Raw genomic sequence first — 19,294 nt, 5'->3', positions numbered from 1 at the left:
GGAAGCGGCCGCCAGCCGGGCCGCCGATGACAGGGAGGATGAGATGAAGAGAAGGACGTACCTCGCCGCGACCGTCGCCGCCCTCGCGCTGACGGCCGGCTCCAACGCCGCGCAATCCGAGGAGCTGACCCTGTGCTGGGCGGCCTGGGATCCGGCCAACGCGCTCGTCGAGCTCTCCAAGGAGTTCGAGGCGCAGTCCCGTCACACGATGCGGTTCGAGTTCGTGCCGTGGCCGAACTTCGCCGACCGCATGCTCAACGAGCTGAACTCGGGCGGGCGCCTGTGCGACCTGCTCATCGGCGACAGCCAGTGGATCGGCGGCGGCGCCGAGAACGGGCACTACGTCAAGCTGAACGACTTCTTCGAGGAAGCGGGCATCAGCATGGACGATTTCGCGCCCGCGACGGTCTACGCCTACTCGACCTGGCCCAAGGGCACGCCGAACTACTACGCGCTCCCCGCCATGGGCGACGCCAACGGATGGTTCTACCGCAAGGACTGGTTCTCCCGTCCCGAGCTGCAGGAGGCCTTCCAGGCCGAGTACGGCCGCCCGCTCGCGGAGCCGACGACCCAGCGCGAGCTGATGGAGGTCGCGAAGTTCTTCCAGGGCCGCGAGATCGACGGCCAGACCGTCTACGGCGTCTCGATCTTCACCGAGCGCGGCTCGGAGGGCATCACCATGGGCGCGACCGGCGCGCTCTACGCCTGGGGCTTCAAGTACGAGAACGAGCCGGGCTCCTACGACATGGTGGGCGCGGTGAACTCGCCGGAGGCGATCGAGGCGCTGGAGTTCTACAAGGAGCTCTACGAGTGCTGCACCCCGCCCGGCTACACCAACGCCTACATGGAGCAGTCGCTCGACGCGTTCAAATCCGGCCAGGTGGCGATGGCGATGAACTGGTTCGCCTTCTTCCCCGGCCTCTACGCCGACCCGAACGTCGGCGGCGACAAGATCGACTTCTTCGTGAACCCGCCGCAGAACGTCGCCGCCTCCACGCTCGGCGGCCAGGGCATCTCGGTCGTCTCCTACTCCCAGAAGCAGGACGCCGCGCTCGAATACATCGCGTGGTTCGCGCAGCCCGAGGTGCAGGCCAAGTGGTGGGCGCTCGGCGGTTATTCGGCCCACAACTCGGTGCTGAACGACCCCGGCTTCGTCGAGAGCCAGCCTTTCGCCGGCGACTTCCTCGAGGCCATGGCCGGCGTCCAGGACTTCTGGCAGGAGCCCACCTATGCCGAGCTGCTGCTCGCCATGCAGGAGCGGCTGCACAACTACATCGTGGCCGACCAGGGCACCGCCCAGGAGGCGCTCGATCTCCTGATCGAGGACTGGACCGAGGTCTTCGAGGACGACGGCAAGCTGTGACGCCCCCGATGTGAGACGCGTCCCCCTCTCCCGCGAGGGAGAGGGGGCGTGAGGGGCCTGGGGTGAGGGATCCACGCGCGACGCGCTCGGCTCCCGGCGGCGATCGCCGCGTGGCGCGCGTCTGCCAAAGGGCACGCCCTCACCCTAAGGCATGCCCTCACCGAAGGGCGCGCCCTCACCCCTGTCCCTCTCCCGTCCGGGAGAGGGGTCGCCGCGGGCTACCAGACGAAAAACGGTCTTCTCCATGACGAACAGCGTGATCACCGCCGCCGCCAAGGCGACGCCGCCGACGGTGGCCCGGCGCATCCGCGGCCTCTCCGACCGGGCCATCGCGTGGATCTTCGTCGCGCCGACGATCTTCCTGCTGCTGGCGATCAACATCTTCCCGCTGATCTGGACGGTGCAGCTCTCCTTCACCGATTACCGCGCCAATCGCTTGAACCGTGAGGTCGAGTGGGTGGGGCTGCGCAATTACGAGCGCATCCTCACCGACGACGGCATCTGGATGAACATGCAGGCGACGGCGCACTTCCTGGTGTGGACCATCGTCTTCCAGGTTCTGATCGGCTTCGCGCTCGCCTACCTGATCAACAAGAAGTTCAAGGGCAGCGCGCTGTGGACGACGATCATCGTCCTGCCGATGATGCTCTCGCCCGCGGTGGTGGGGAATTTCTGGACGTTCCTCTACCAGCCGCAGATCGGCCTGATCAACTACATGGTCGAGTTCTTCACCGGCATCCCGGCCTCGAGCTTCTCGATGCTCGGCTCGGTGACTCTGGCGCCCTGGGCGATCGTCATCGTCGACACCTGGATGTGGACGCCGTTCGTGATGCTGATCTGCCTCGCGGGCCTGCGATCCATCCCCGATTACATCTACGAGGCCGCCGAGATCGATCGCGCCTCCAAATGGCGGCAGTTCTGGACCATCACGGTCCCGATGGTGCTGCCGTTCCTGATGCTGGCGGTGCTGTTCCGCGGCATCGAGAACTTCAAGATGTTCGATCTCGTCGTGCAGCTCACCGGCGGCGGGCCGGGCTCGATCACGGAGCTCGCCTCGATCAACCTGAAGCGCGAGGCCTTCGAGAAGTGGCGCACCGGCTACTCCTCCGCCTACGCCGTGATCCTGTTCGTGACGATCTTCGGCCTCGCCTCGATCTACGTGAAGGCGCTGAACAAGGTGAAGGCGAGATGAGCGCGCATTCCATCACCGAGCCGTCGGCGACGACGAAATGGATCTCGGGCGGCCTCGTCGTCGCCTATGCGGTGATCACGCTGATCCCGCTCCTGTGGATCGTCGCCACCGGCTTCAAGACGCCGGCGGACGCGATCAGCTATCCGCCCAAGGTCGTCTTCGACCCGACGCTCGAGGGCTACGTCAACCTCTTCACCACGCGCACGCGCGTGACGCCCGAGCAGCTCGAGGCGCTTCCCCCGCCGGCGAACTTCGCCGAGGAGATCGTGCGCTCCTACGACATGGTGATCGCCGGGCCCTCGCGCTTCGGGGAGCGGTTCCTCAACTCGGTGATCATCGGGTTCGGGTCGACCTTCCTCTCGGTCTTCCTCGGCACGCTCGCGGCCTACGCCTTCTCGCGCTTCAAGATCCCGCTCAAGGACGACCTCCTGTTCTTCATCCTGTCGACGCGGATGATGCCGCCGATCGCTGTGGCGATCCCGATCTTCCTGATGTACCGGCAGCTCGGGCTCTCGGACACGCATCTGGGCATGATCCTCCTCTACACGGCGGTGAACATCTCGCTCGCGGTCTGGCTGCTCAAGGGCTTCATCGACGAGATCCCGCGCGAATACGAGGAGGCGGCCCTCATCGACGGCTACACGCGCTTCCAGGCCTTCGTGAAGGTCGTGCTGCCGCAGGCCGCGACCGGCATCGCCTCCACTGCGATCTTCTGCCTGATCTTCGCCTGGAACGAATACGCCTTCGCCGTGCTGCTGACGTCGGGCACCGCGCAGACGGCGCCGCCCTTCATCCCGACCATCATCGGGGTCGGCGGCCAGGACTGGCCGGCGGTGGCGGCGGGCGCGACCTTGTTCCTGCTGCCGGTCCTGATCTTCACCATCCTGCTGCGCAAGCACCTGCTCCGCGGCATCACCTTCGGGGCGGTGCGCAAATGAGAGGCTTCCTCGACGGAATCGTCCGCCTGCGCCGCGGGCCCTGGGAGATGGTCGCGACCGTGCTGATCGCGCTCGGCGTCGTGATGCTGATGCAGCCGCTTTTCCTGTGGGCCTACACCTGGTCGTTTCTCGTGACGCTGGCGGGCACGGTGATGTTCCTCGTCGTCAGCCATTTCCCGGAGTAGACCGTGGCCGAGATCGTCATTCGCAATCTCCGCAAGACGTTCGGGGACTTCGTCGCGGTTCGGGACTCGACCTTCACCATCGGCGACGGCGAGTTCTTCATGCTGCTCGGCCCCTCCGGCTGCGGCAAGACGACGACGCTGCGCATGATCGCGGGCCTCGAATTGCCGACCTCGGGCGAGATCCTGATCGACGGCGAGGACGTCACCCACGAGCCCGCCTCGCGGCGCGACATCGCCTTCGTCTTCCAGATGTTCGCGCTCTACCCGCACATGAACGTGCGCCGCAACATCGCCTATCCGCTGGTCTCGCAGGGCATGCCGCGGGCGCAGGTCAAGGCGAAGGTGGCGGAGGTGGCGCGCATCCTCGGCATCGAGGAGATCCTCGATCTGCCGGTCGGCGGCCTCTCGGGCGGCGATCGTCAGCGCGTGGCGCTGGGGCGCGCCATCGTGCGCGAGCCGAAGGCCTTCATGATGGACGAGCCGCTCGGCGCGCTCGATGCCGAGTTCCGCGAGCGCATGGCCGAGGAGCTGCGCGCGCTCCACGACCGCATGCGCGCCACCACCGTCTACGTGACCCACGACCAGCTGGAAGCCATGCAGATGGGCGACAAGATCGTGGTGATGAACCACGGCGTGGTCGAGCAGTTCGGCACGCCGCAGGAGATCTACGACCACCCGGCGACCATGTTCGTCGCCGACTTCATCGGCTCGCCGCCGATGAACATGATCCGCTTCGAGGGCGGCTTCCGCCCCGGCGACGCGAGGGTCCACGTCGCGGGCGCCGACATCGCCGTGCCGACCCTGCGCGAGGAGGCGGAGGGGCGGCGCCTCGCGCTGGGCGTCCGGCCCGAGCACGTCCACCTCACGGACGATTCCGACGCGCCCCTGCGCGGGCGGGTGGAGGCGGTGGAATATCTCGGGACGACGCAGATCGTGACGCTCTCCACCGTCAACGGCCCGCTGCGGGCGCGCGTGCCCGCGAGCGAGGTGGTCCGGCCCGGCGAGATCGCCGGGCTCTCCTTCGACGCGCGTACGCTCTCGCTGTTCGATGCCGGCACGGGGCGCGCGTTCGTCACCGACGCGAACGAGGGGGTGCGCCGTGGCTGAGGTGGTCCTGCGCAACCTGTCGAAGGCGTTCGGCAAGATCCGCGCCGTCGAGGACGTCAGCCTCGCCGTGCCCGACGGCGCCTTCGTCGTGCTTCTGGGGCCGACCGGCGCCGGCAAGACGACGACGCTGCGCCTCGTCGCCGGGCTCGAGCGTCCCGATGCCGGCGACATCCAGATCGGCGGGCGCAGCGTTCTCGCCCACACGCCCGCGCAGCGCGACGTCGCGATGGTGTTCCAGCAATACTCGCTCTATCCGCACATGAGCGTGCGCGACAATCTCGCCTTCCCATTGCGCTCGCCGATCCTGCGCTGGGACGAGGCGGCGATCGGAAAGCGCGTCGGCGAGGTGGCGGAGGTGCTGCGCATCTCCCACAAGCTCGACAACAAGGCGACGCAGCTGTCGGGCGGCGAGATGCAGCGCGTCTCGATCGGCCGCGCGCTGGTGCGCCGCCCGCAGATCTACCTGATGGACGAGCCGCTCTCCTCGCTCGACGCCAAGCTGCGCTCGGAGCTGCGCATCGAGCTCAAGCGCATCCAGCAGGAGCTCGGCGCGACGCTGCTCTACGTCACCCACGACCAGATCGAGGCCATGACCATGGCGACGCATGTCGGCGTGCTCGACCGCGGCCGTCTGGTCCAGGTCGGCGCGCCGCGCGAGATCTACGAGAACCCGGTGAGCGTCTACGTCGCCGAGCGGCTGGGCCAGCCGCGCATCAACACGCTGCCGGCGGGCCTGTTCGGCCCCGCGCCCGCCGGCGCCGCGACGATCGGGCTGCGGCCAGAGCACATCCGGCTCGGGGAGGGCCGCGAGGCGCGGGTCGGGCGCATCGAGCGGCTCGGCGACCAGACCCGCCTGCACCTGACGCTCGACGGGCACGAGATCGTCACGCTCGCCGAGGTGCACACGCGCCTGACGCCCGGCGACACGATCGCCGTCAGCCCGAAGGAACCCCTCTATTTCGACGCCGCCGGCGCGCGCGTCCCGTCCGGGAGGTGAGACCGTGAAGCAATTCATCAACAGCAAGGACACCCTCGTCACCGAGGCGATCGACGGCCTGGTGCGGGCCTCCTCCGGCCGGCTGGCGCGGCTCGACGGCTATCCGCATGTGAAGGTCGTGGTGCGCACCGACTGGGACCGCTCGAAGGTCGCGCTGGTCTCCGGCGGCGGCTCCGGGCACGAACCGAGCCATGCGGGCTTCGTCGGGCGCGGCATGCTGACGGCGGCCGTATGCGGCGACGTCTTCGCCTCGCCCTCGGTCGACGCCGTCCTCGCCGGCATCCTCGCCGTGACCGGCAAGTCCGGCTGCCTGCTCGTCGTCAAGAACTACACGGGCGATCGGCTGAACTTCGGCCTCGCCGCCGAGCGCGCCCGCGCCTTCGGGCTCAACGTCGCCATGGTGATCGTCGACGACGACGTGGCGCTCCCCGACCTGCCGCAGGCGCGCGGCGTGGCCGGCACGCTGTTCGTGCACAAGATCGCCGGCGCGCTCGCCGAGGAGGGCGCCGATCTCGAGACCGTCGCCGCGGCGGCGCAGCGCGTCATCGACGGCGCGATCTCCATCGGCATGTCGCTCGACACCTGCACCGTGCCGGGCTCGCCCAAGGAGGACCGGATCGCCTTCGGCAAGGCCGAGCTCGGCCTCGGCATCCACGGCGAGGCCGGCATCGAGCAGGTGGAGTTCGCCGGCGCGCGCGCCGCGATGGCGATGGTGGTCGATCGGCTGCGGCCGCATCTCGGCGCGGGCGATCACGTGGCGCTGATGAACAATCTGGGCGGGGCGACGCCGCTCGAGATGTCGGTCCTCACCGAGGAGCTCGCCCGCTCCGACATCGGCGCGCGGGTGAAGTGGCTCGTCGGCCCCGCGCCGCTGATGACCTCGCTCGACATGCACGGCTTCTCGCTCTCGCTCCTGCCGGTCGGCGCGGGGCAGATGAAGGCGCTCGACGCCCCCGTCGCCCCGCGGGCCTGGCCGGGCCTCGACCGGCTCGACGAGCCGACGGTGCTGCCCATTCCCGACGGCGTCACGCCGATCCAGCCGATGGCGTCCGAGCACCCGGCGAACCGCGCCCTGATCGAGCGCTGCTGCGATCTCCTGATCGCGGCGGAGGCGGACCTCAACGCGCTCGACGCCAAGTCCGGCGACGGCGACACCGGCTCGACCCTCGCCGGCGCCGCGCGGGCGCTGCGCGCCTCGCTCGATCGCATGCCCCTCGCCGACCCGACGCAGCTCTATCGCGCCATCGGCATCGAGCTCTCGCAGACGATGGGCGGGTCGTCGGGCGTGCTGCTCGCGATCTTTTTCGCCGCCGCCGGCGACGCCTCCGCCTCCGGCAAGAGCTGGATCGGTGCGCTCTCCGCGGGGCTCGATCGCATCATGCAGGTCGGCGGCGCGCAGCCGGGGGACCGCACCATGATCGACGCGCTCGCGCCCGCGCTCGAGGCCTTGCCGAACGGGCTGCCCGCAGCGGCCGCGGCGGCGCGCGCCGGCGCCGATCGCACGGCGGCGATCACCCGCGCCAAGGCCGGGCGCGCGGCCTATCTCGGCGAGGGCAAGCTCGCCGGGCACAACGATCCCGGCGCGGAGGCCGTGGCGCGGCTGCTCGAGGGCCTCGCCTGACGGGGCGGCGCGCCTGCTCTCAACGCGCGAGCCAGCCGCCGTCGACCGGGATCACGGCGCCGTGGACGAAGTCGGCGGCTTGCGAGCAGAGGAACACCGTGACGCCCGCGAGGTCCCGCGGCGCGCCCCAGCGGCCGGCGGGAACGCGCGCGAGCAGCGCCGCCGTGCGCGCCTCGTCGGCCTGGAGCGCGGCCGTGTTGTCGGTGGCGATGTAGCCCGGGGCGATGGCGTTGACGTTGACGCCGTGGCCCGCCCACTCGTTGGCGAGCGCCTTGGTCACTTGCGCGATCGCGCCCTTCGACGCCGCGTAGCCGGGCACCAGGATGCCGCCCTGGAACGACAGGACCGAGGCGGTGAAGACGATCTTGCCGCCGTTCCCGCGTGCGATCATGCGGCTGCCCACGGCGCGGGACAGCCGGAAGGGCGCGGTGAGGTTCACGTCGAGAACGGCGTCCCAGTCGGCGTCCGAATGCTCCGCGGCGGGCGCGCGGCGGATGATGCCGGCATTGTTGACGAGGATGTCGATCGGCGGGCCCGCGTCGAGGCGCTCGACCAGGGCGTCGAGCGCGGCGCGGTCGCCGAGATCGCAGCGCTCGGCCGTGAAGCGGCGGCCCGTCGCGGCGACGTCCGCGCCGACGTCGCCTCCGTCGGGCTCGAGCCCGGCGCTGACGCCGACGACGTCGGCGCCCGCCTCCGCGAGCGCGACCGCCATGGCGCGGCCGATGCCGCGTCGGCAGCCGGTGACGAGGGCGGTCTTGCCCGTGAGGTCGAACAGGGCGGCGATCGTCATGAGCGAGTCTTTCGGTACGCGTGCGCCGGCTTACAGCAGCCGGCGGGGATCCTCGATGAGGCGCGCATGATGCGCGAGAAAGCGCGCCGCGTCCGCCCCGTTGATCACGCGGTGGTCGTAGCTGAGATCGAGCGGGACCATCGGGCGCGGGACGAAGCGCTCGCCGTCCCAGACGGGAACCGTCTCGGTGCGGGTGAGCCCGAGGATCGCCACTTCCGGCGGGTTGACGATCGGCGAGAACCCGCTGCCGCCGATGCCGCCGAGGTTCGAGATCGTCATGCCCGCGCCGCCCATCTCGTCGGGGCGCAGCTTGCGCGCCTGCGCGCGCGCCGCGAGATCGGCGATCTCCTCGGCGATCGCCCACAGGCCCTTGCGATCCGCCCCGCGCACGACCGGCACGCTGAGCCCATGGGGCGCGTCGACCGCGATGCCGATGTCGACCCAGTGCTTGAGGATCAGCGTCTCGCCGTCCTCCGAGAGGGAGGCGTTGAAGCGCGGGAAGTCCTCCAGCGCGCGCGCCAGCGCCTTGACGTGGAAGGCGAGCGCGGTGAGCCGCATGCCGCGGGCGGCGGCCTCGCCCTTCATCGCGGCGCGGAAGGCCTCGAGCGCGGTCACGTCGGCGCGGTCGTGGTGGGTCACCGCCGGGATGCGCGCCTGCGCGGCCGCCATCGCCGCCGCCGAGACCTTGGCGAAGCGCGAGAGCGGCTCGCGGGTCGCCGGCCCGTAGGCCTCGTGCTCGATGGCCCAATGGCGGGCGTGCGTGTCCTCGGTGGGAGCGGCGGCCGGCTTGGCGGGCGCGGAGCCGCCCGACAGCTTCCGGTCGACGTCCTCGCGGGCGATGCTGGTGCGCCCGAGCTCGTGGCCGAGCGCGTCGAGATCGACGCCGTTCCTCCCGGCATGGGCCCGCACGGAGGGGCTGGCGATCACGTCGGTCATGGCGGTCCTCCTCACCAGCTCGCCGAGACGTACTGGCTTTCCATGAATTCCAGCATGCCCTCGTGCCCGCCCTCGCGGCCGAGCCCGGACTGCTTCACCCCGCCGAAGGGCGCCGCCGGATCCGAGACGAGCCCGCGGTTGAGCCCCACCATGCCGTAGTCGAGCCGCTCGCAGACGCCGAGGCCGCGCTTCATGTCCTTGGTGAAGACGTAGGCGACGAGGCCGTATTCGGTGTCGTTGGCGCGTCGAATCGCGTCCTCCTCGTCGCTGAAGGTCTGGATCGCGGCGACGGGGCCGAAGATCTCGTCGCGCAGGCACTCGGCGTCGTCCGGCACGTCGGTGAGCACCGTCGGCGGATAGAAGAAGCCCGGCCCGTCGGGACGTCGGCCGCCGAGGCGCACCCGTGCGCCCTTGGCCACCGCGTCCTCGACGAAGGCGGCGACCTTGTCGCGCGTGTCGGCGTTCACCAGCGGGCCGACGTCCACCGCCGGGTCCAGGCCGTTACCGACGGTGAGGGCCGCCATGCGCTCGGTGAAGCGCGCGACGAAGGCCTCCGCCACGCTCTCGTGGACGTAGAAGCGGTTCGCCGCCGTGCAGGCCTCGCCGAGATTGCGCATCTTGGCGAGCATCGCCCCTTCGACCGCGACGTCGACGTCGGCGTCGCGCAGCACGAGCAGCGGCGCGTTGCCGCCGAGCTCCATCGCGGGCTTGAGCACCTGGTCGGCGGCGCTGCGCAGGAGCGTGCGCCCGACGCCGGTGGAGCCGGTGAAGGACACGACCCGCACGCGCGGATCGTGCAGCATGCGATCGACGACGGCGCCCGTGCGGCGCGAGGGCAGCACGTTGACGACGCCCGGCGGCACGCCCGCCTCCTCGAGCAGCGGCATCAGCGCGAGCATGGTCAGCGGCGTCTCGGAGGCGGGCTTGATGACGACGGGGCAGCCGGCGGCGAGCGCCGGGGCGATCTTGCGTGTGCCCATGGCGGCCGGGTAGTTCCAGGGCGTGACCAGCACCGCGATCCCCGCGGGCTTGTGCTGGACCAGGATGCGCGCGCCCGAGGCCGGCGCGCGGGAGACGAGCCCGTCGGCGCGCACGGCCTCCTCGGAGAACCAGCGGAAGAACTCCGCGGCATAGGCCGCCTCGCCGCGCGCGTCGGCGCCGGCCTTGCCGTTCTCCAGCGTGATCAGCCGGGCGAAATGATCGAGGCGCGCGCTCATCAGCTCGAAGGCCTTGCGCAGGATCTCGGCGCGCTCGCGCGGGGTGCGCGCGGCCCAGGGGCCGAAGGCGCGCGCGGCCGCGTCGAGCGCGGCGTCGGCGTCGTCGGTGGTGGCCGAGGCGACGGAGGCGAGCACGCTCTCGTCGGCGGGGTTGATCACGTCGAAGCGCTCGCCCTCCGAGCCGGGGCGCCAGGCGCCGTCGATGTAGAGGTCGGTGTGGTCCATGATGCGATCCAGACTGTCAGAGGAGGTGGCGCAGCGGCTCGGACAAACGGCCGGCGAGGGCGGTTACGAGCGCGACCGCCGCGCGGTCGTCGAGCTTGTCTGCCGTGTAGTCGAGGGCGAGCGCGATCGCGTCTCCCGCAGGCACGAGGGTGAGGACGGGCGTGGCGAGCCCGCCGGCCCTGGCCGCGACGATCGGCGTGCCGAGGAGGTCGCGCACGGTGAGGACCGGCGCGGCCGGGTCGTCCGCGTCGCAGGGCGCGAGCGCGGCGAGGCGCACGCGGTCGGCATCGATGTAGCGGACGGGACCCGCGCCGTCCGCGGCCTCGACGGCGACGACGAGCGCGCCCGCGTCCTCGCGCCCCGCGCGCAGCCCGGCGGCGGCGAAGGCGGCGAGCACGGCCGCGCGCTGGTTCGCGCCGCCGTTTTCCGCGGCGAGCCAGGCCGCGAAGGCGTCGAGCGCCGCCGCAGGGGCGCGCGCCTCGAGCCGCGCGGCGTGGGAGGTGGCCACGGGGGACGCGGCGGGGGCCGCGGCGGGGATCGTCGACCGGGCCGCCGCGGCCCGCGCGGCGAGCGCGTCGAGGTCCCGCACATGGATCGGCTGGCCCGCGCCCTCGGCGACGAGTGCGGCGAGGTCGAGCCCGCGCTCGGCGGCGAGCCGCCGCGCCTTCGGCGAGGCGAGCACGCGGCCGTCGACAGGGGCGGGAAGCGCAGCGGCGACGGGAGGGGGCTCCGGTTTCGCCGCGGGCGCGGGCTCGGCCGCCGGCTCCGCCTCCGGCGCAGCGGACGCCCCGGCGGGCCCCGTCGGCGCTGCGGGCTTCTCGGCGGAGATCACCGCGATCACCTCGCCGACGGGCACGGTGGCGCCGGCGATTGAGCGGATCTCGGCGACGAAGCCGCCCGACTGCGCCTCGATCTCCATGGTCGACTTGTCGGTCTCGACCTCGAGCAGCACCTCGCCGGCGGCGATCGCATCGCCCGGCGCCTTGGCCCAGGAGACGATGAGCCCCGTGTCCTGCGCCATCCCGAGGGCGGGCATGATCACCTCATGCGGCATCGCGAACCTCCCCGCGCAGCATGCGGCGCGCGGCGGCGACGACGTCGTCGGGCGTCGGCACGGTGAGGTCCTCGAGCGCCGGCGAGAACGGGATCGGCACGTCCATCGCGGCGAGCCGCGCGACCGGCGCGTCGAGGTGGTAGAACGCCTTCTCCGAGATGCGCGCGGCGATCTCCGCCGAGACGCCGTAGCTGCGGTGGCCCTCGTCGACGACGATGGCGCGGCTCGTCTTGCGCACCGAGGCGAGGATCGTGTCCTCGTCCAGCGGCACGATGGTGCGCGGGTCGACCACCTCGGCCGAGACGCCCTCGCGCGCCAGCATCTCGGCGGCGGCGAGCGAGACCTGCACCATCGACGAGGTGGCCACCAGCGTCACGTCGCGCCCCGCGCGCAGGACGGCGGCCTCGCCGAACGGAATGAGGTATTCCTCCTCCGGCACCGGCGCCTTGTCCTGGTACATCAGCTTGTCCTCGAAGATCACCACCGGGTCGTCGTCCCGGATGGCGGTCTTCATCAGCCCCTTGGCCTCGTAGGCGGAGGACGGCATCGCGACCTTCAGCCCGGGGATATGGGCGACGAGGGCGTGGAGCGACTGCGAATGCTGCGCGGCGGAGCGGCGGGTGGCGCCGAGATTGGTGCGCAGCACCATCGGCACGTTCAGCTTGCCGCCGGACATGTAGCGGGCTTTGGCCGCCTGGTTGCAGAGCTGGTCCATGACCAGGAACAGGAAGTCGCCGAACATCAAGTCGACGATCGGCCGCGAGCCGGTCAGCGCCGCCCCCACGGCGATCCCGACGAAGCCGGGCTCGGAGATCGGGGTGTCGATGATGCGCTCGGGGCCGAACTCCTCCACGAGCCCGGAGAGCACCTTGAAGGGCGTGCCGGCCTCCGCGACGTCCTCGCCCAGGAGGAAGACCGTCGGGTCGCGGCGCATCTCCTCGGCGATCGCCTCGTTGACGGCCTTGGCCAGGGTGATCTCACGCATGATGGAGCTCCTCGCGGCGTCCGTCGGCCGTGCCGGGCGTGGCGTAGACGTGCATGTCGACCTCGTGGGCCGGCGGGTAGGCGGCGGCCTCGGCGTAGGCGACGGCCGCCTCCGCCTCGCGGCGCACGCGCTCGCCGATGGCGACGAGGTCGTCGGCGCCGACGATGCCCTCGCCCTCCAGCCACTTGCCGAAGTTGAGGATCGGGTCGCGCGTCTCCTTCCAGAGCGCTTCCTCGTCCTTGGGCCGGTAGTAGGCGCGGTTGATGTCGCCGACGTGGTGGCCGTGCCAGCGATAGGTGTCGAGCAGCACGAAGAACGGCCCCTCGCCCTTGCGGGCGCGGCCCACGAGATCGCGGGCGAGGCGGTTCACCGCGAGCACGTCCTGGCCGTCGACCTGGTGGGTCTCGATGCCGAAGGCGGCGGCGCGGGCGCACAGGTCCCCCGCCGCCATCTCGTCGGTGCGGGTGTACTCGCCGTAATGGTTGTTCTCGCAGGCGTAGATGACCGGCAGCTTCCACAAAGCCGCCATGTTCATCACCTCGTAGAGCAGCCCCTGGCCGAGCGCCCCGTCGCCGAAGAAGCACACCGTCACCGCGTCGCTGCCCAGCCGCTTGGCCGAGAGCGCCGCGCCGGTGGCGATCCCGGCCGAGCCGCCGACGATGGCGTTGGCGCCGAGATTGCCGTTGGCCTGGTCGGCGATGTGCATGGACCCGCCCTTGCCGCGGCAATAGCCCTCCGCCTTCCCCAGCAGCTCGCAGAACATCTCCTTGAAATCCGCGCCCTTGGCCACGCAATGGCCGTGGCCGCGGTGGGTGGAGGTGATCTGGTCGCTCTGCTCCAGCGCCTCGCAGATCCCCACCGCGACCGCCTCCTGGCCGGTGTACATGTGGGTGAGGCCCGGCATCTTGGCCGAGAGGTAGAGCTGGTTGGCGTTGTCCTCGAAGGCGCGGATGCGGGCCATCTGCTCGTAGAGGCGCAGGTACTCGGCCGTGTTGTCGGTGGCGTTCATGTCGTCCTCGGGTTCGGGTGCGCCGGGCGTCAGTAGCGGTTGGCGATCGGCAGCTCCTCGGCCGGGAACAGGCTGATCACCTGGCAGCCCTTGTCGGTGACGACGACCTCCTCCTCGATGCGCGCGGCGGAATAGCCGTCGGTCGCCGGGCAGTAGGTCTCGAGCGCGAAGACCATGCCGGTCTGGATCTCCATCGGGTTCTCCAGCGAGACGACCCGGCTGATGATCGGGCGCTCGTGCAGCGCGAGGCCGAGCCCGTGGCCGAACTGCAGGCCGAAGGCGGAGAGCTCGTCGGGGAAGCCGAACTCGTGCGCCTCGGGGAAGGCGCGGGCGACGACGTCGGTGCCCACGCCCGGCTTGATCAGGGCGATCGCGGCGTCGAGCCAGTCGCGGCACTTGACGTAGGCGTCGCGCTGCGCGGGCGTGGAGCGGCCGACGTTGAAGGTCCTGTAGTAGCAGGTGCGGTAGCCCTGGTAGCTCTGCAGGATGTCGAAGAAGGCCTGGTCGCCGGGGCGGAAGTAGCGGTCGGTGAAATTGTGCGGGTGCGGGTTGCAGCGCTCGCCGGCGATGGCGTTGATGGCTTCGACGTCGTCCGAGCCCATCTCGTAGAGCATCTTGTTGGCCATCGCGACGATGTCGTTCTCGCGCACGCCCGGCTTCATCTCCTCCCAGATCATGTGATACACGCCGTCGACCATGGAGGCCGCCTGGTTGAGCAGGTGGATCTCGTCGACGTTCTTGATCTCGCGCGCGTCGAGCATGACCTGCTGGCCGTCGACGATGTCGAGCCCCGCCTGCTGCAGCTCGAACATCATCGCCGTCTCGGCGTAGTCGAGGCCCACCGGCATGTCGCCGACGCCGGCCTTGCGGATCAGGCTCGCGATCTCCTCGGCGTAGCGCTTCATCAGCCCGAAGGAGGGCGGGATCGTGCCGCGCATGCCGACCACGCCGGCGAGGCAATGGTCCGGGTTCAGCCAGTCGCAATATTCGCGGTGATGCACGGCGGCGGAGCCGAAGTCCCAGACCCAGGGCTCCTCGTCGCCGGCGAGCAGCGCGAAGCGGCACATCTTGTCCCGCTCCCACTCGCCGATCTTGGTGCCGGAGACGTAGCGGATGTTGTTGACGTCGAACAGGATCAGCGCGCCGCAGGGCGAGTTCTTCAGCGCCTGGCGGGCCCGCGAGAGCCGGTAGCGGCGCAGGCGATCGTGGTCGACGCGCCGCTCGAAATCGACGGCGGTGTGGCCGAGCGCGGGGATGTGGCGGTCCCAGCGCCAGTTCGGATCGAGGTCGCCGGGCTGGAGGATGCGCGGGCTGAGAGCGGACGTTTCGGGCATGAGGATCTCCTTCGCGCCCGTCTCGAGGGCGCGTGGTCCGCCCTGGGCGGACGCTTCGCGGATCGTGGGGAGAGCGCGGCGCGTGCGGGCGCGCCGCGGGCGTTCAGGTCACTGCATGACCATGCCGCCGTCGATGAGAATGAGCTGGCCGGTCATGTAGTCGGAATCCTTGCTCGCCAGGAACGAGGCGGTGCCCACCACGTCCTCGGGGTAGGAATAGCGCTTCATCAGGATCATGTTGCGCGCGAGGCTGTCCATGGACTCGCCGGGCTTCTCGAACTTGCCGATTTCGACGAGGTCCTTGTCGAGCTGCTCCCAGAGCTCGGTGCGCACCACGCCCGGCCCGTAGCCGTTCACCGTGATGTTGTGGTCGACCAGCGCGCGCGCCCCGCCGGTGATCATGGCGAGCACCGCGTGCTTCGAGCAGCAATAGGGCACCACGTCGTCGAAGGTGGTGCGCGAGGCGATGGAGCCGACGTTGATGATCTTGTAGGGCCCGTGCTCCTTGCCTTGGGCGATCATCTGGCGCGCCGCCTCCTGCATGCCGAAGAGCACGCCCTTGGCGTTGACGTTCATGATCAGGTCCCAGTTCTCCTCGTCGATGTCCATGAAGAACTTGGGCTTGTTCAGGCCGGCGTTGAGGAGGGCGACGTTGAGCGAGCCGAAGGCCTCGACCGTCGCGGCCACGGCGGCGGCGTTGTCGGCGCGCTTCGTCACGTCGAGCTTCACCGCGATGGCGCGGCCGTTGCCCTCGGCGTTGATCCGCTCGGCGACACCATGCGCGCCCGCCTCGTTGACGTCGCCGAGGCAGACGTTCGCGCCCTGGGCCGCGTAGTGCTCGGCGATCGCCGCGCCCATGCCCTGGGCGGCGCCGGTGATCAGCACGTTCTTGCCCTTCAGTCGTTCGCGATCCATGGGTCTTCTCCTTCCCGTATTGCGGCCTCAGTAGCGCCCGGCCGCGCGCATCAGCGCGTCGGCGCGGGCCTGGGCGTCTTCCAGCGCCGCCGCCGGCGTCTTGCGGCGGCAGAGCATGTCGTGGATCTCCTCGCCGAGGATCGCGGTGATCTCGGCGAACTCGGGCGCCGGCGGTCGCGGCCACAGCTGCAGCGCGCCGGCCCGCGCCATGTCGTCGACCACGCCGACGATGGGCGAGAGCCCGCGCACGTCCGGGTCGGCGCAGACGCTGTAGCGCGGGCACACCCGCGAGCCGTTGGTGATGTAGAGCTTGCAGGCTTCCGCCGAGGTGAGCAGCCGCACGGCGTTCTCGGTCGCGAGCCGGCGCTCCTGCGAGAGGTTGGCGGGGATGCCGAGCACGTAGCCGCCCACCGGCGCGATCGGGCGCCGGCCCGGCGCGCCCGGGTGGGGGACGTATTCCGTCGTTCCGTGCGCCGGCGAGGCCGGATCGAGCTCGAAATAGGGCGCGAGCAGCGAGTAGCCGTAGGCCATCGCGACCTCGCCGGAAGCGTAGGCCTTGACGCGCTCGAACCAGGACATGGTCAGGACGCCCGGCGCGGAGACGTCGAGGAGCTCCATCAGGAAGTCGGCCGCCCGCCGGCCGCCCTCGCTGTCGATCATCGGGCGCAGGCGCTCGCCGGTGAGATCGAACGGGTCGAAGCCGTCGCCGCGCGGGCGCAGGTTCACCACGGGCTGGCCGAAATCGGCCATGGCGAAGATGAAGGTGTGGCCGAGCGGCGTGCCGCGCGCGCCGTTCCAGGCGATGCCGCGCAGGTTGCGCGCGGGCCGGTGCAGGGCGCGCGCGGCGGCGAGCAGATCGACCGTGGTGCGCGGCGCCTCGAGCCCGGCCTCGTCGAACAGGTCCCTTCGGTAGAACAGGAGCTCGGGCGTCGTCTGGATCGGCATGCCGTAGGGCTTGCCGCGGTGCAGGCAGCCGTGCCAGCCGGCCTGGTGGAAGTCGCCGAGATGGAAATCCTCGCGCGCGACGCAGTCCTCGAGCGGGGCGAGCACGCCCTTCTCGGCGAACTCGCCGATCCAGGGCAGGTCGACGGCGATGATGTCGTAGGCCGAGGACGCCCGCTCGGCGTTGGCCAGCGCCTCCAGCCGCAGCCGGTCGATGGAGAGCGCGCGATTGCGGATCGAGACGCCGAGCAGCTGCTCGAATTGCCGCTTCAGGCTGTCCATCGCCATGAAGGTCGGGTCGGCGTGGACCAGGATGCGCAGCGGTCCGCTGATGCCGAGCGGCTCGGTGCTCGCCGCCGGCATCGGGATCACCTGCGCTCTCAGATAGGTGCCGCCGAAATAGTAATCCGCGACGCCGCCTTTGGCGGCGAGCCCGAGCGCGCGCCCGATCGAGAGCTTGATGCGGTGCGCGTAGTCCGCGAAAGCCTCGATCAGCGCCGGGCTCGGGTGGAGGGAGAAGGTCTTGCCCGAGGCCGAGCGGGGCCGCTGGTCTATGAGGCCGCGCTCGGTCATGTCGGCGATGCGCCGCATGGCCGTCGCATAGGGCGCGCCGGAGGCCGCCGCGAGGGAGGAGAGCGTCGTGAGCTTGCCCTCCAGATGGTTGCGCATGAGGAACAGGCTCATGCTCAGGTACGGATCGGGCGTGAACAGCGGCAGCACGCTCTCGCCCTCCGCCTCGATCTCCTCGAGGAAGTCCATGAAGGCCAGCATCTCGTCGGGCGTGAAGGCCAGGCGCTCGTCCGCCGGGAGCGCGCCCGCCTCCCGGCGCGGGCGCGGCCGCGGCGGCGCGGCGCCGAAGCCTTCCTCCTGCCTTTTGACGCGGCGCATCGTGCTCATGCGGACCCCCGCGCGGCCCAGATCATCCCGCGCCGGATGATCTCCGTCACCTGCGGCGTCTCGAGATCCGCGACCGTGTGGCCGATCGAGCAGTAGAACACCCGGCCCTTGTCCCAGCGCCGCGTCCAGACGACGGGGATGGTCGCGCCCTCGATCCACCAGAGGTGCTCGCCGGAGAAGGTCGTCGTGGCCAGCACCTCGTTCGAGGGGTCGACGAGCATGTAGTACTGCTCGGAATGGAGCCGGAACGAGTCGATCCCCTCCACGATCGGGTGGTCGGGCCGGGTGATCGTCACGTCGTAGTCGACGAAGTCGTCCGACGGGACGGGATTGTCCGGCCAGCCCGGCGGGTGGGCGACGAACTGGCCGCCGATCAGGAAATGGTAGGTCGGCCGGTCGCGGAAGGCGTCGCCCATATGGCCGTGCCAGCCGGCGATGCCGGTCCCGCTCGCGATCGCGGCGAGGAGGCCGTCCTCCTGCGCCTTCGTCATGTTCCCGAATTCGGGCCGGTGGGCCGAGCGCGCGGAGGACCAGATCGGCACGACGAGATCGACGTCGCGCATGGCCTCGGCGTCCTCGAGCGGCGCGAGGGTCTCGTGGCTCTCGACCGTGAAGCCGTTCGCCGCGAGGAGGTCGTCGGCCCATTTGCGGAAGGCTTCGGGCGCGTGGCCCTCCCAGCCGCCGACGAAGAGCATGGCTTTCACGAGGGCCTCCCGAGACGACGCATGAACGGAACGATGGCGGCCATGTCCTCGCCGCCGAGGCCGGCCGCGGAGGCCTCCTCGAGCACGGCGCGGGTGACGCGCGCCTGCGGGGTCGCGACGCCCCCCGCCTCGGCGAGGGCGAGCGCGAGCCCCATGTCCTTGAGCGCGAGGTCGAGCGCGAAGGTGACGGGGTGCGCCTGCGGCTCGAGGTAGAGCGGCTTGCGGTAGCCGAGCATCGGCGCCGCCGCCGCGGAATGCTCGATCACCGCGAAGGCGTCGCGCGTCGCGATCCCGGCGCTCTCGGCGAGCGTCAGCGCTTCGGCGAGGGTCTGGTTGAGGCCGTGGATGAGGCTGTTGACGACGATCTTCATGGTCGCGCCGGTCCCGAGCGGGCCGGTCTCCAGCACGACGCGGCTCATTGCCTGGAGCACGGGCCGCGCGCGTGCGACGTCCTGCGGCGCGCCTCCGGTCATCACGGCGAGCGCGCCCGCGCGCGCCGCGTCGACGCTGCCCGAGACCGGCGCGTCGATCAGCGCTCCGCCGCGCGCCGCGAGGGCCGCGCCGAGCGCACGGACGTGGTCCGGGGAGAGGGTCGCCATCGAGACGAAGAGCCGCCCCTCCGCCGCCTCGGCCAGGCCGCCCGGGTCGAGATGGAGCGCGCGTGAGGCCTCGTCGTCCGCCACCATGGTGACGACCACGTCGCTCGCGCCCGCCAGCGCGACCGGCGTCGCGGCGACAGCGGCGCCGATCTCGCGGGCGAGGTCCCGCGCCGTCGCGGCGGTGCGGTTCCACAGCGTCAGCGGGAAGCCCGCGCCCGCGAGGCGCGCCGCCATGGGCGCGCCCATCCGTCCCAGCCCGGCGAAACCGATGCGCGTCGCCATGG

Annotated in this window: 18 protein-coding genes; 7 read left to right on the top strand and 11 right to left on the bottom strand. The window is 71.0% G+C overall.

Annotation, left to right across the window (positions count from 1 at the left end; translation table 11 throughout):
* Positions 1–43: 43 nt before the first annotated feature.
* From ABL310_RS20070 to ABL310_RS20040, 7 genes are all read left to right on the top strand, one after another.
* Positions 44–1,363, top strand: a complete 1,320-nt coding sequence (locus tag ABL310_RS20070) for an extracellular solute-binding protein (RefSeq protein WP_349368771.1) — start codon at positions 44–46, stop codon at positions 1,361–1,363.
* Between the two features lie 244 nt (positions 1,364–1,607).
* A complete protein-coding gene (locus tag ABL310_RS20065) occupies positions 1,608–2,555 on the top strand; it encodes a sugar ABC transporter permease (protein ID WP_349368770.1) in 948 nt (315 codons plus the stop codon).
* Positions 2,552–3,493 carry a carbohydrate ABC transporter permease gene (locus ABL310_RS20060; protein ID WP_349368769.1) on the top strand — a complete coding sequence of 314 codons (942 nt, stop codon included), beginning with the start codon at positions 2,552–2,554 and terminating at the stop codon, positions 3,491–3,493. The genes ABL310_RS20065 and ABL310_RS20060 overlap by 4 nt, the downstream gene beginning before the upstream one ends.
* Entirely contained in the window at positions 3,490–3,678 is a 189-nt protein-coding gene (locus tag ABL310_RS20055) for a hypothetical protein (RefSeq protein ID WP_349368768.1), read from the top strand. The genes ABL310_RS20060 and ABL310_RS20055 overlap by 4 nt, the downstream gene beginning before the upstream one ends.
* A gap of 3 nt (positions 3,679–3,681) precedes the next feature.
* Complete coding sequence (locus ABL310_RS20050; RefSeq protein ID WP_349368767.1) at positions 3,682–4,785, top strand: ABC transporter ATP-binding protein; 1,104 nt, start codon at positions 3,682–3,684, stop codon at positions 4,783–4,785.
* On the top strand, positions 4,778–5,782 hold the full coding sequence (locus ABL310_RS20045) for an ABC transporter ATP-binding protein (RefSeq protein WP_349368766.1): 1,005 nt from the start codon (positions 4,778–4,780) through the stop codon (positions 5,780–5,782). Before ABL310_RS20050 ends, ABL310_RS20045 begins: the two co-directional genes overlap by 8 nt.
* Positions 5,783–5,786: 4 nt before the next feature.
* Positions 5,787–7,403, top strand: a complete 1,617-nt coding sequence (locus ABL310_RS20040; RefSeq protein ID WP_349368765.1) for a dihydroxyacetone kinase subunit DhaK — start codon at positions 5,787–5,789, stop codon at positions 7,401–7,403.
* 19 nt (positions 7,404–7,422) lie between these two features.
* Here the strand turns inward: ABL310_RS20040 and ABL310_RS20035 are convergent, their stop codons facing one another.
* From ABL310_RS20035 to ABL310_RS19985, 11 genes are all read right to left on the bottom strand, one after another.
* A complete protein-coding gene (locus ABL310_RS20035; RefSeq protein WP_349372096.1) occupies positions 7,423–8,187 on the bottom strand; it encodes an SDR family NAD(P)-dependent oxidoreductase in 765 nt (254 codons plus the stop codon).
* 36 nt (positions 8,188–8,223) lie between these two features.
* On the bottom strand, positions 8,224–9,129 hold the full coding sequence (locus tag ABL310_RS20030; RefSeq protein ID WP_349368764.1) for a 2-oxo acid dehydrogenase subunit E2: 906 nt from the start codon (positions 9,127–9,129) through the stop codon (positions 8,224–8,226).
* Between the two features lie 11 nt (positions 9,130–9,140).
* Complete coding sequence (locus tag ABL310_RS20025; protein ID WP_349368763.1) at positions 9,141–10,571, bottom strand: NAD-dependent succinate-semialdehyde dehydrogenase; 1,431 nt, start codon at positions 10,569–10,571, stop codon at positions 9,141–9,143.
* 16 nt (positions 10,572–10,587) lie between these two features.
* Entirely contained in the window at positions 10,588–11,625 is a 1,038-nt protein-coding gene (locus ABL310_RS20020) for a biotin/lipoyl-containing protein (RefSeq protein ID WP_349368762.1), read from the bottom strand.
* Positions 11,615–12,610, bottom strand: a complete 996-nt coding sequence (locus tag ABL310_RS20015; RefSeq protein WP_349368761.1) for an alpha-ketoacid dehydrogenase subunit beta — start codon at positions 12,608–12,610, stop codon at positions 11,615–11,617. Before ABL310_RS20015 ends, ABL310_RS20020 begins: the two co-directional genes overlap by 11 nt.
* On the bottom strand, positions 12,603–13,619 hold the full coding sequence (locus tag ABL310_RS20010; protein ID WP_349368760.1) for a thiamine pyrophosphate-dependent dehydrogenase E1 component subunit alpha: 1,017 nt from the start codon (positions 13,617–13,619) through the stop codon (positions 12,603–12,605). The genes ABL310_RS20015 and ABL310_RS20010 overlap by 8 nt, the downstream gene beginning before the upstream one ends.
* Positions 13,620–13,648: 29 nt before the next feature.
* Entirely contained in the window at positions 13,649–14,953 is a 1,305-nt protein-coding gene (locus tag ABL310_RS20005) for a Xaa-Pro peptidase family protein (protein WP_349368759.1), read from the bottom strand.
* A gap of 108 nt (positions 14,954–15,061) precedes the next feature.
* Positions 15,062–15,868: an SDR family oxidoreductase gene (locus tag ABL310_RS20000; protein ID WP_349368758.1), complete on the bottom strand. Its 807-nt coding sequence runs from the start codon at positions 15,866–15,868 to the stop codon at positions 15,062–15,064.
* A gap of 27 nt (positions 15,869–15,895) precedes the next feature.
* Positions 15,896–17,707 carry an extracellular solute-binding protein gene (locus tag ABL310_RS19995; RefSeq protein WP_349368757.1) on the bottom strand — a complete coding sequence of 604 codons (1,812 nt, stop codon included), beginning with the start codon at positions 17,705–17,707 and terminating at the stop codon, positions 15,896–15,898.
* Positions 17,704–18,411: a ThuA domain-containing protein gene (locus ABL310_RS19990; RefSeq protein WP_349368756.1), complete on the bottom strand. Its 708-nt coding sequence runs from the start codon at positions 18,409–18,411 to the stop codon at positions 17,704–17,706. Before ABL310_RS19990 ends, ABL310_RS19995 begins: the two co-directional genes overlap by 4 nt.
* Positions 18,408–19,292: an NAD(P)-dependent oxidoreductase gene (locus ABL310_RS19985; RefSeq protein WP_349368755.1), complete on the bottom strand. Its 885-nt coding sequence runs from the start codon at positions 19,290–19,292 to the stop codon at positions 18,408–18,410. Before ABL310_RS19985 ends, ABL310_RS19990 begins: the two co-directional genes overlap by 4 nt.
* Between the last annotated feature and the right edge of the window lie 2 nt (positions 19,293–19,294).

Origin of the sequence: Salinarimonas sp. (genome assembly GCF_040111675.1) — a bacterium.
Lineage (GTDB): Bacteria > Pseudomonadota > Alphaproteobacteria > Rhizobiales > Beijerinckiaceae > Salinarimonas.
This window is presented reverse-complemented; position numbering and strand designations above follow the sequence as displayed.

Bases quoted from the DNA above. Each gene is read 5' to 3' on its own strand.
- ABL310_RS20070 (WP_349368771.1), top strand. From the start codon at position 44: ATGAAGAGAAGGACGTACCTCGCCGCGACCGTCGCCGCCCTCGCGCTG.
- ABL310_RS20065 (WP_349368770.1), top strand. From the start codon at position 1,608: ATGACGAACAGCGTGATCACCGCCGCCGCCAAGGCGACGCCGCCGACG.
- ABL310_RS20060 (WP_349368769.1), top strand. From the start codon at position 2,552: ATGAGCGCGCATTCCATCACCGAGCCGTCGGCGACGACGAAATGGATC.
- ABL310_RS20055 (WP_349368768.1), top strand. From the start codon at position 3,490: ATGAGAGGCTTCCTCGACGGAATCGTCCGCCTGCGCCGCGGGCCCTGG.
- ABL310_RS20030 (WP_349368764.1), bottom strand. From the start codon at position 9,129: ATGACCGACGTGATCGCCAGCCCCTCCGTGCGGGCCCATGCCGGGAGG.
- ABL310_RS20025 (WP_349368763.1), bottom strand. From the start codon at position 10,571: ATGGACCACACCGACCTCTACATCGACGGCGCCTGGCGCCCCGGCTCG.
- ABL310_RS20020 (WP_349368762.1), bottom strand. From the start codon at position 11,625: ATGCCGCATGAGGTGATCATGCCCGCCCTCGGGATGGCGCAGGACACG.
- ABL310_RS20015 (WP_349368761.1), bottom strand. From the start codon at position 12,610: ATGCGTGAGATCACCCTGGCCAAGGCCGTCAACGAGGCGATCGCCGAG.
- ABL310_RS20010 (WP_349368760.1), bottom strand. From the start codon at position 13,619: ATGAACGCCACCGACAACACGGCCGAGTACCTGCGCCTCTACGAGCAG.
- ABL310_RS20005 (WP_349368759.1), bottom strand. From the start codon at position 14,953: ATGCCCGAAACGTCCGCTCTCAGCCCGCGCATCCTCCAGCCCGGCGAC.
- ABL310_RS20000 (WP_349368758.1), bottom strand. From the start codon at position 15,868: ATGGATCGCGAACGACTGAAGGGCAAGAACGTGCTGATCACCGGCGCC.
- ABL310_RS19995 (WP_349368757.1), bottom strand. From the start codon at position 17,707: ATGAGCACGATGCGCCGCGTCAAAAGGCAGGAGGAAGGCTTCGGCGCC.
- ABL310_RS19985 (WP_349368755.1), bottom strand. From the start codon at position 19,292: ATGGCGACGCGCATCGGTTTCGCCGGGCTGGGACGGATGGGCGCGCCC.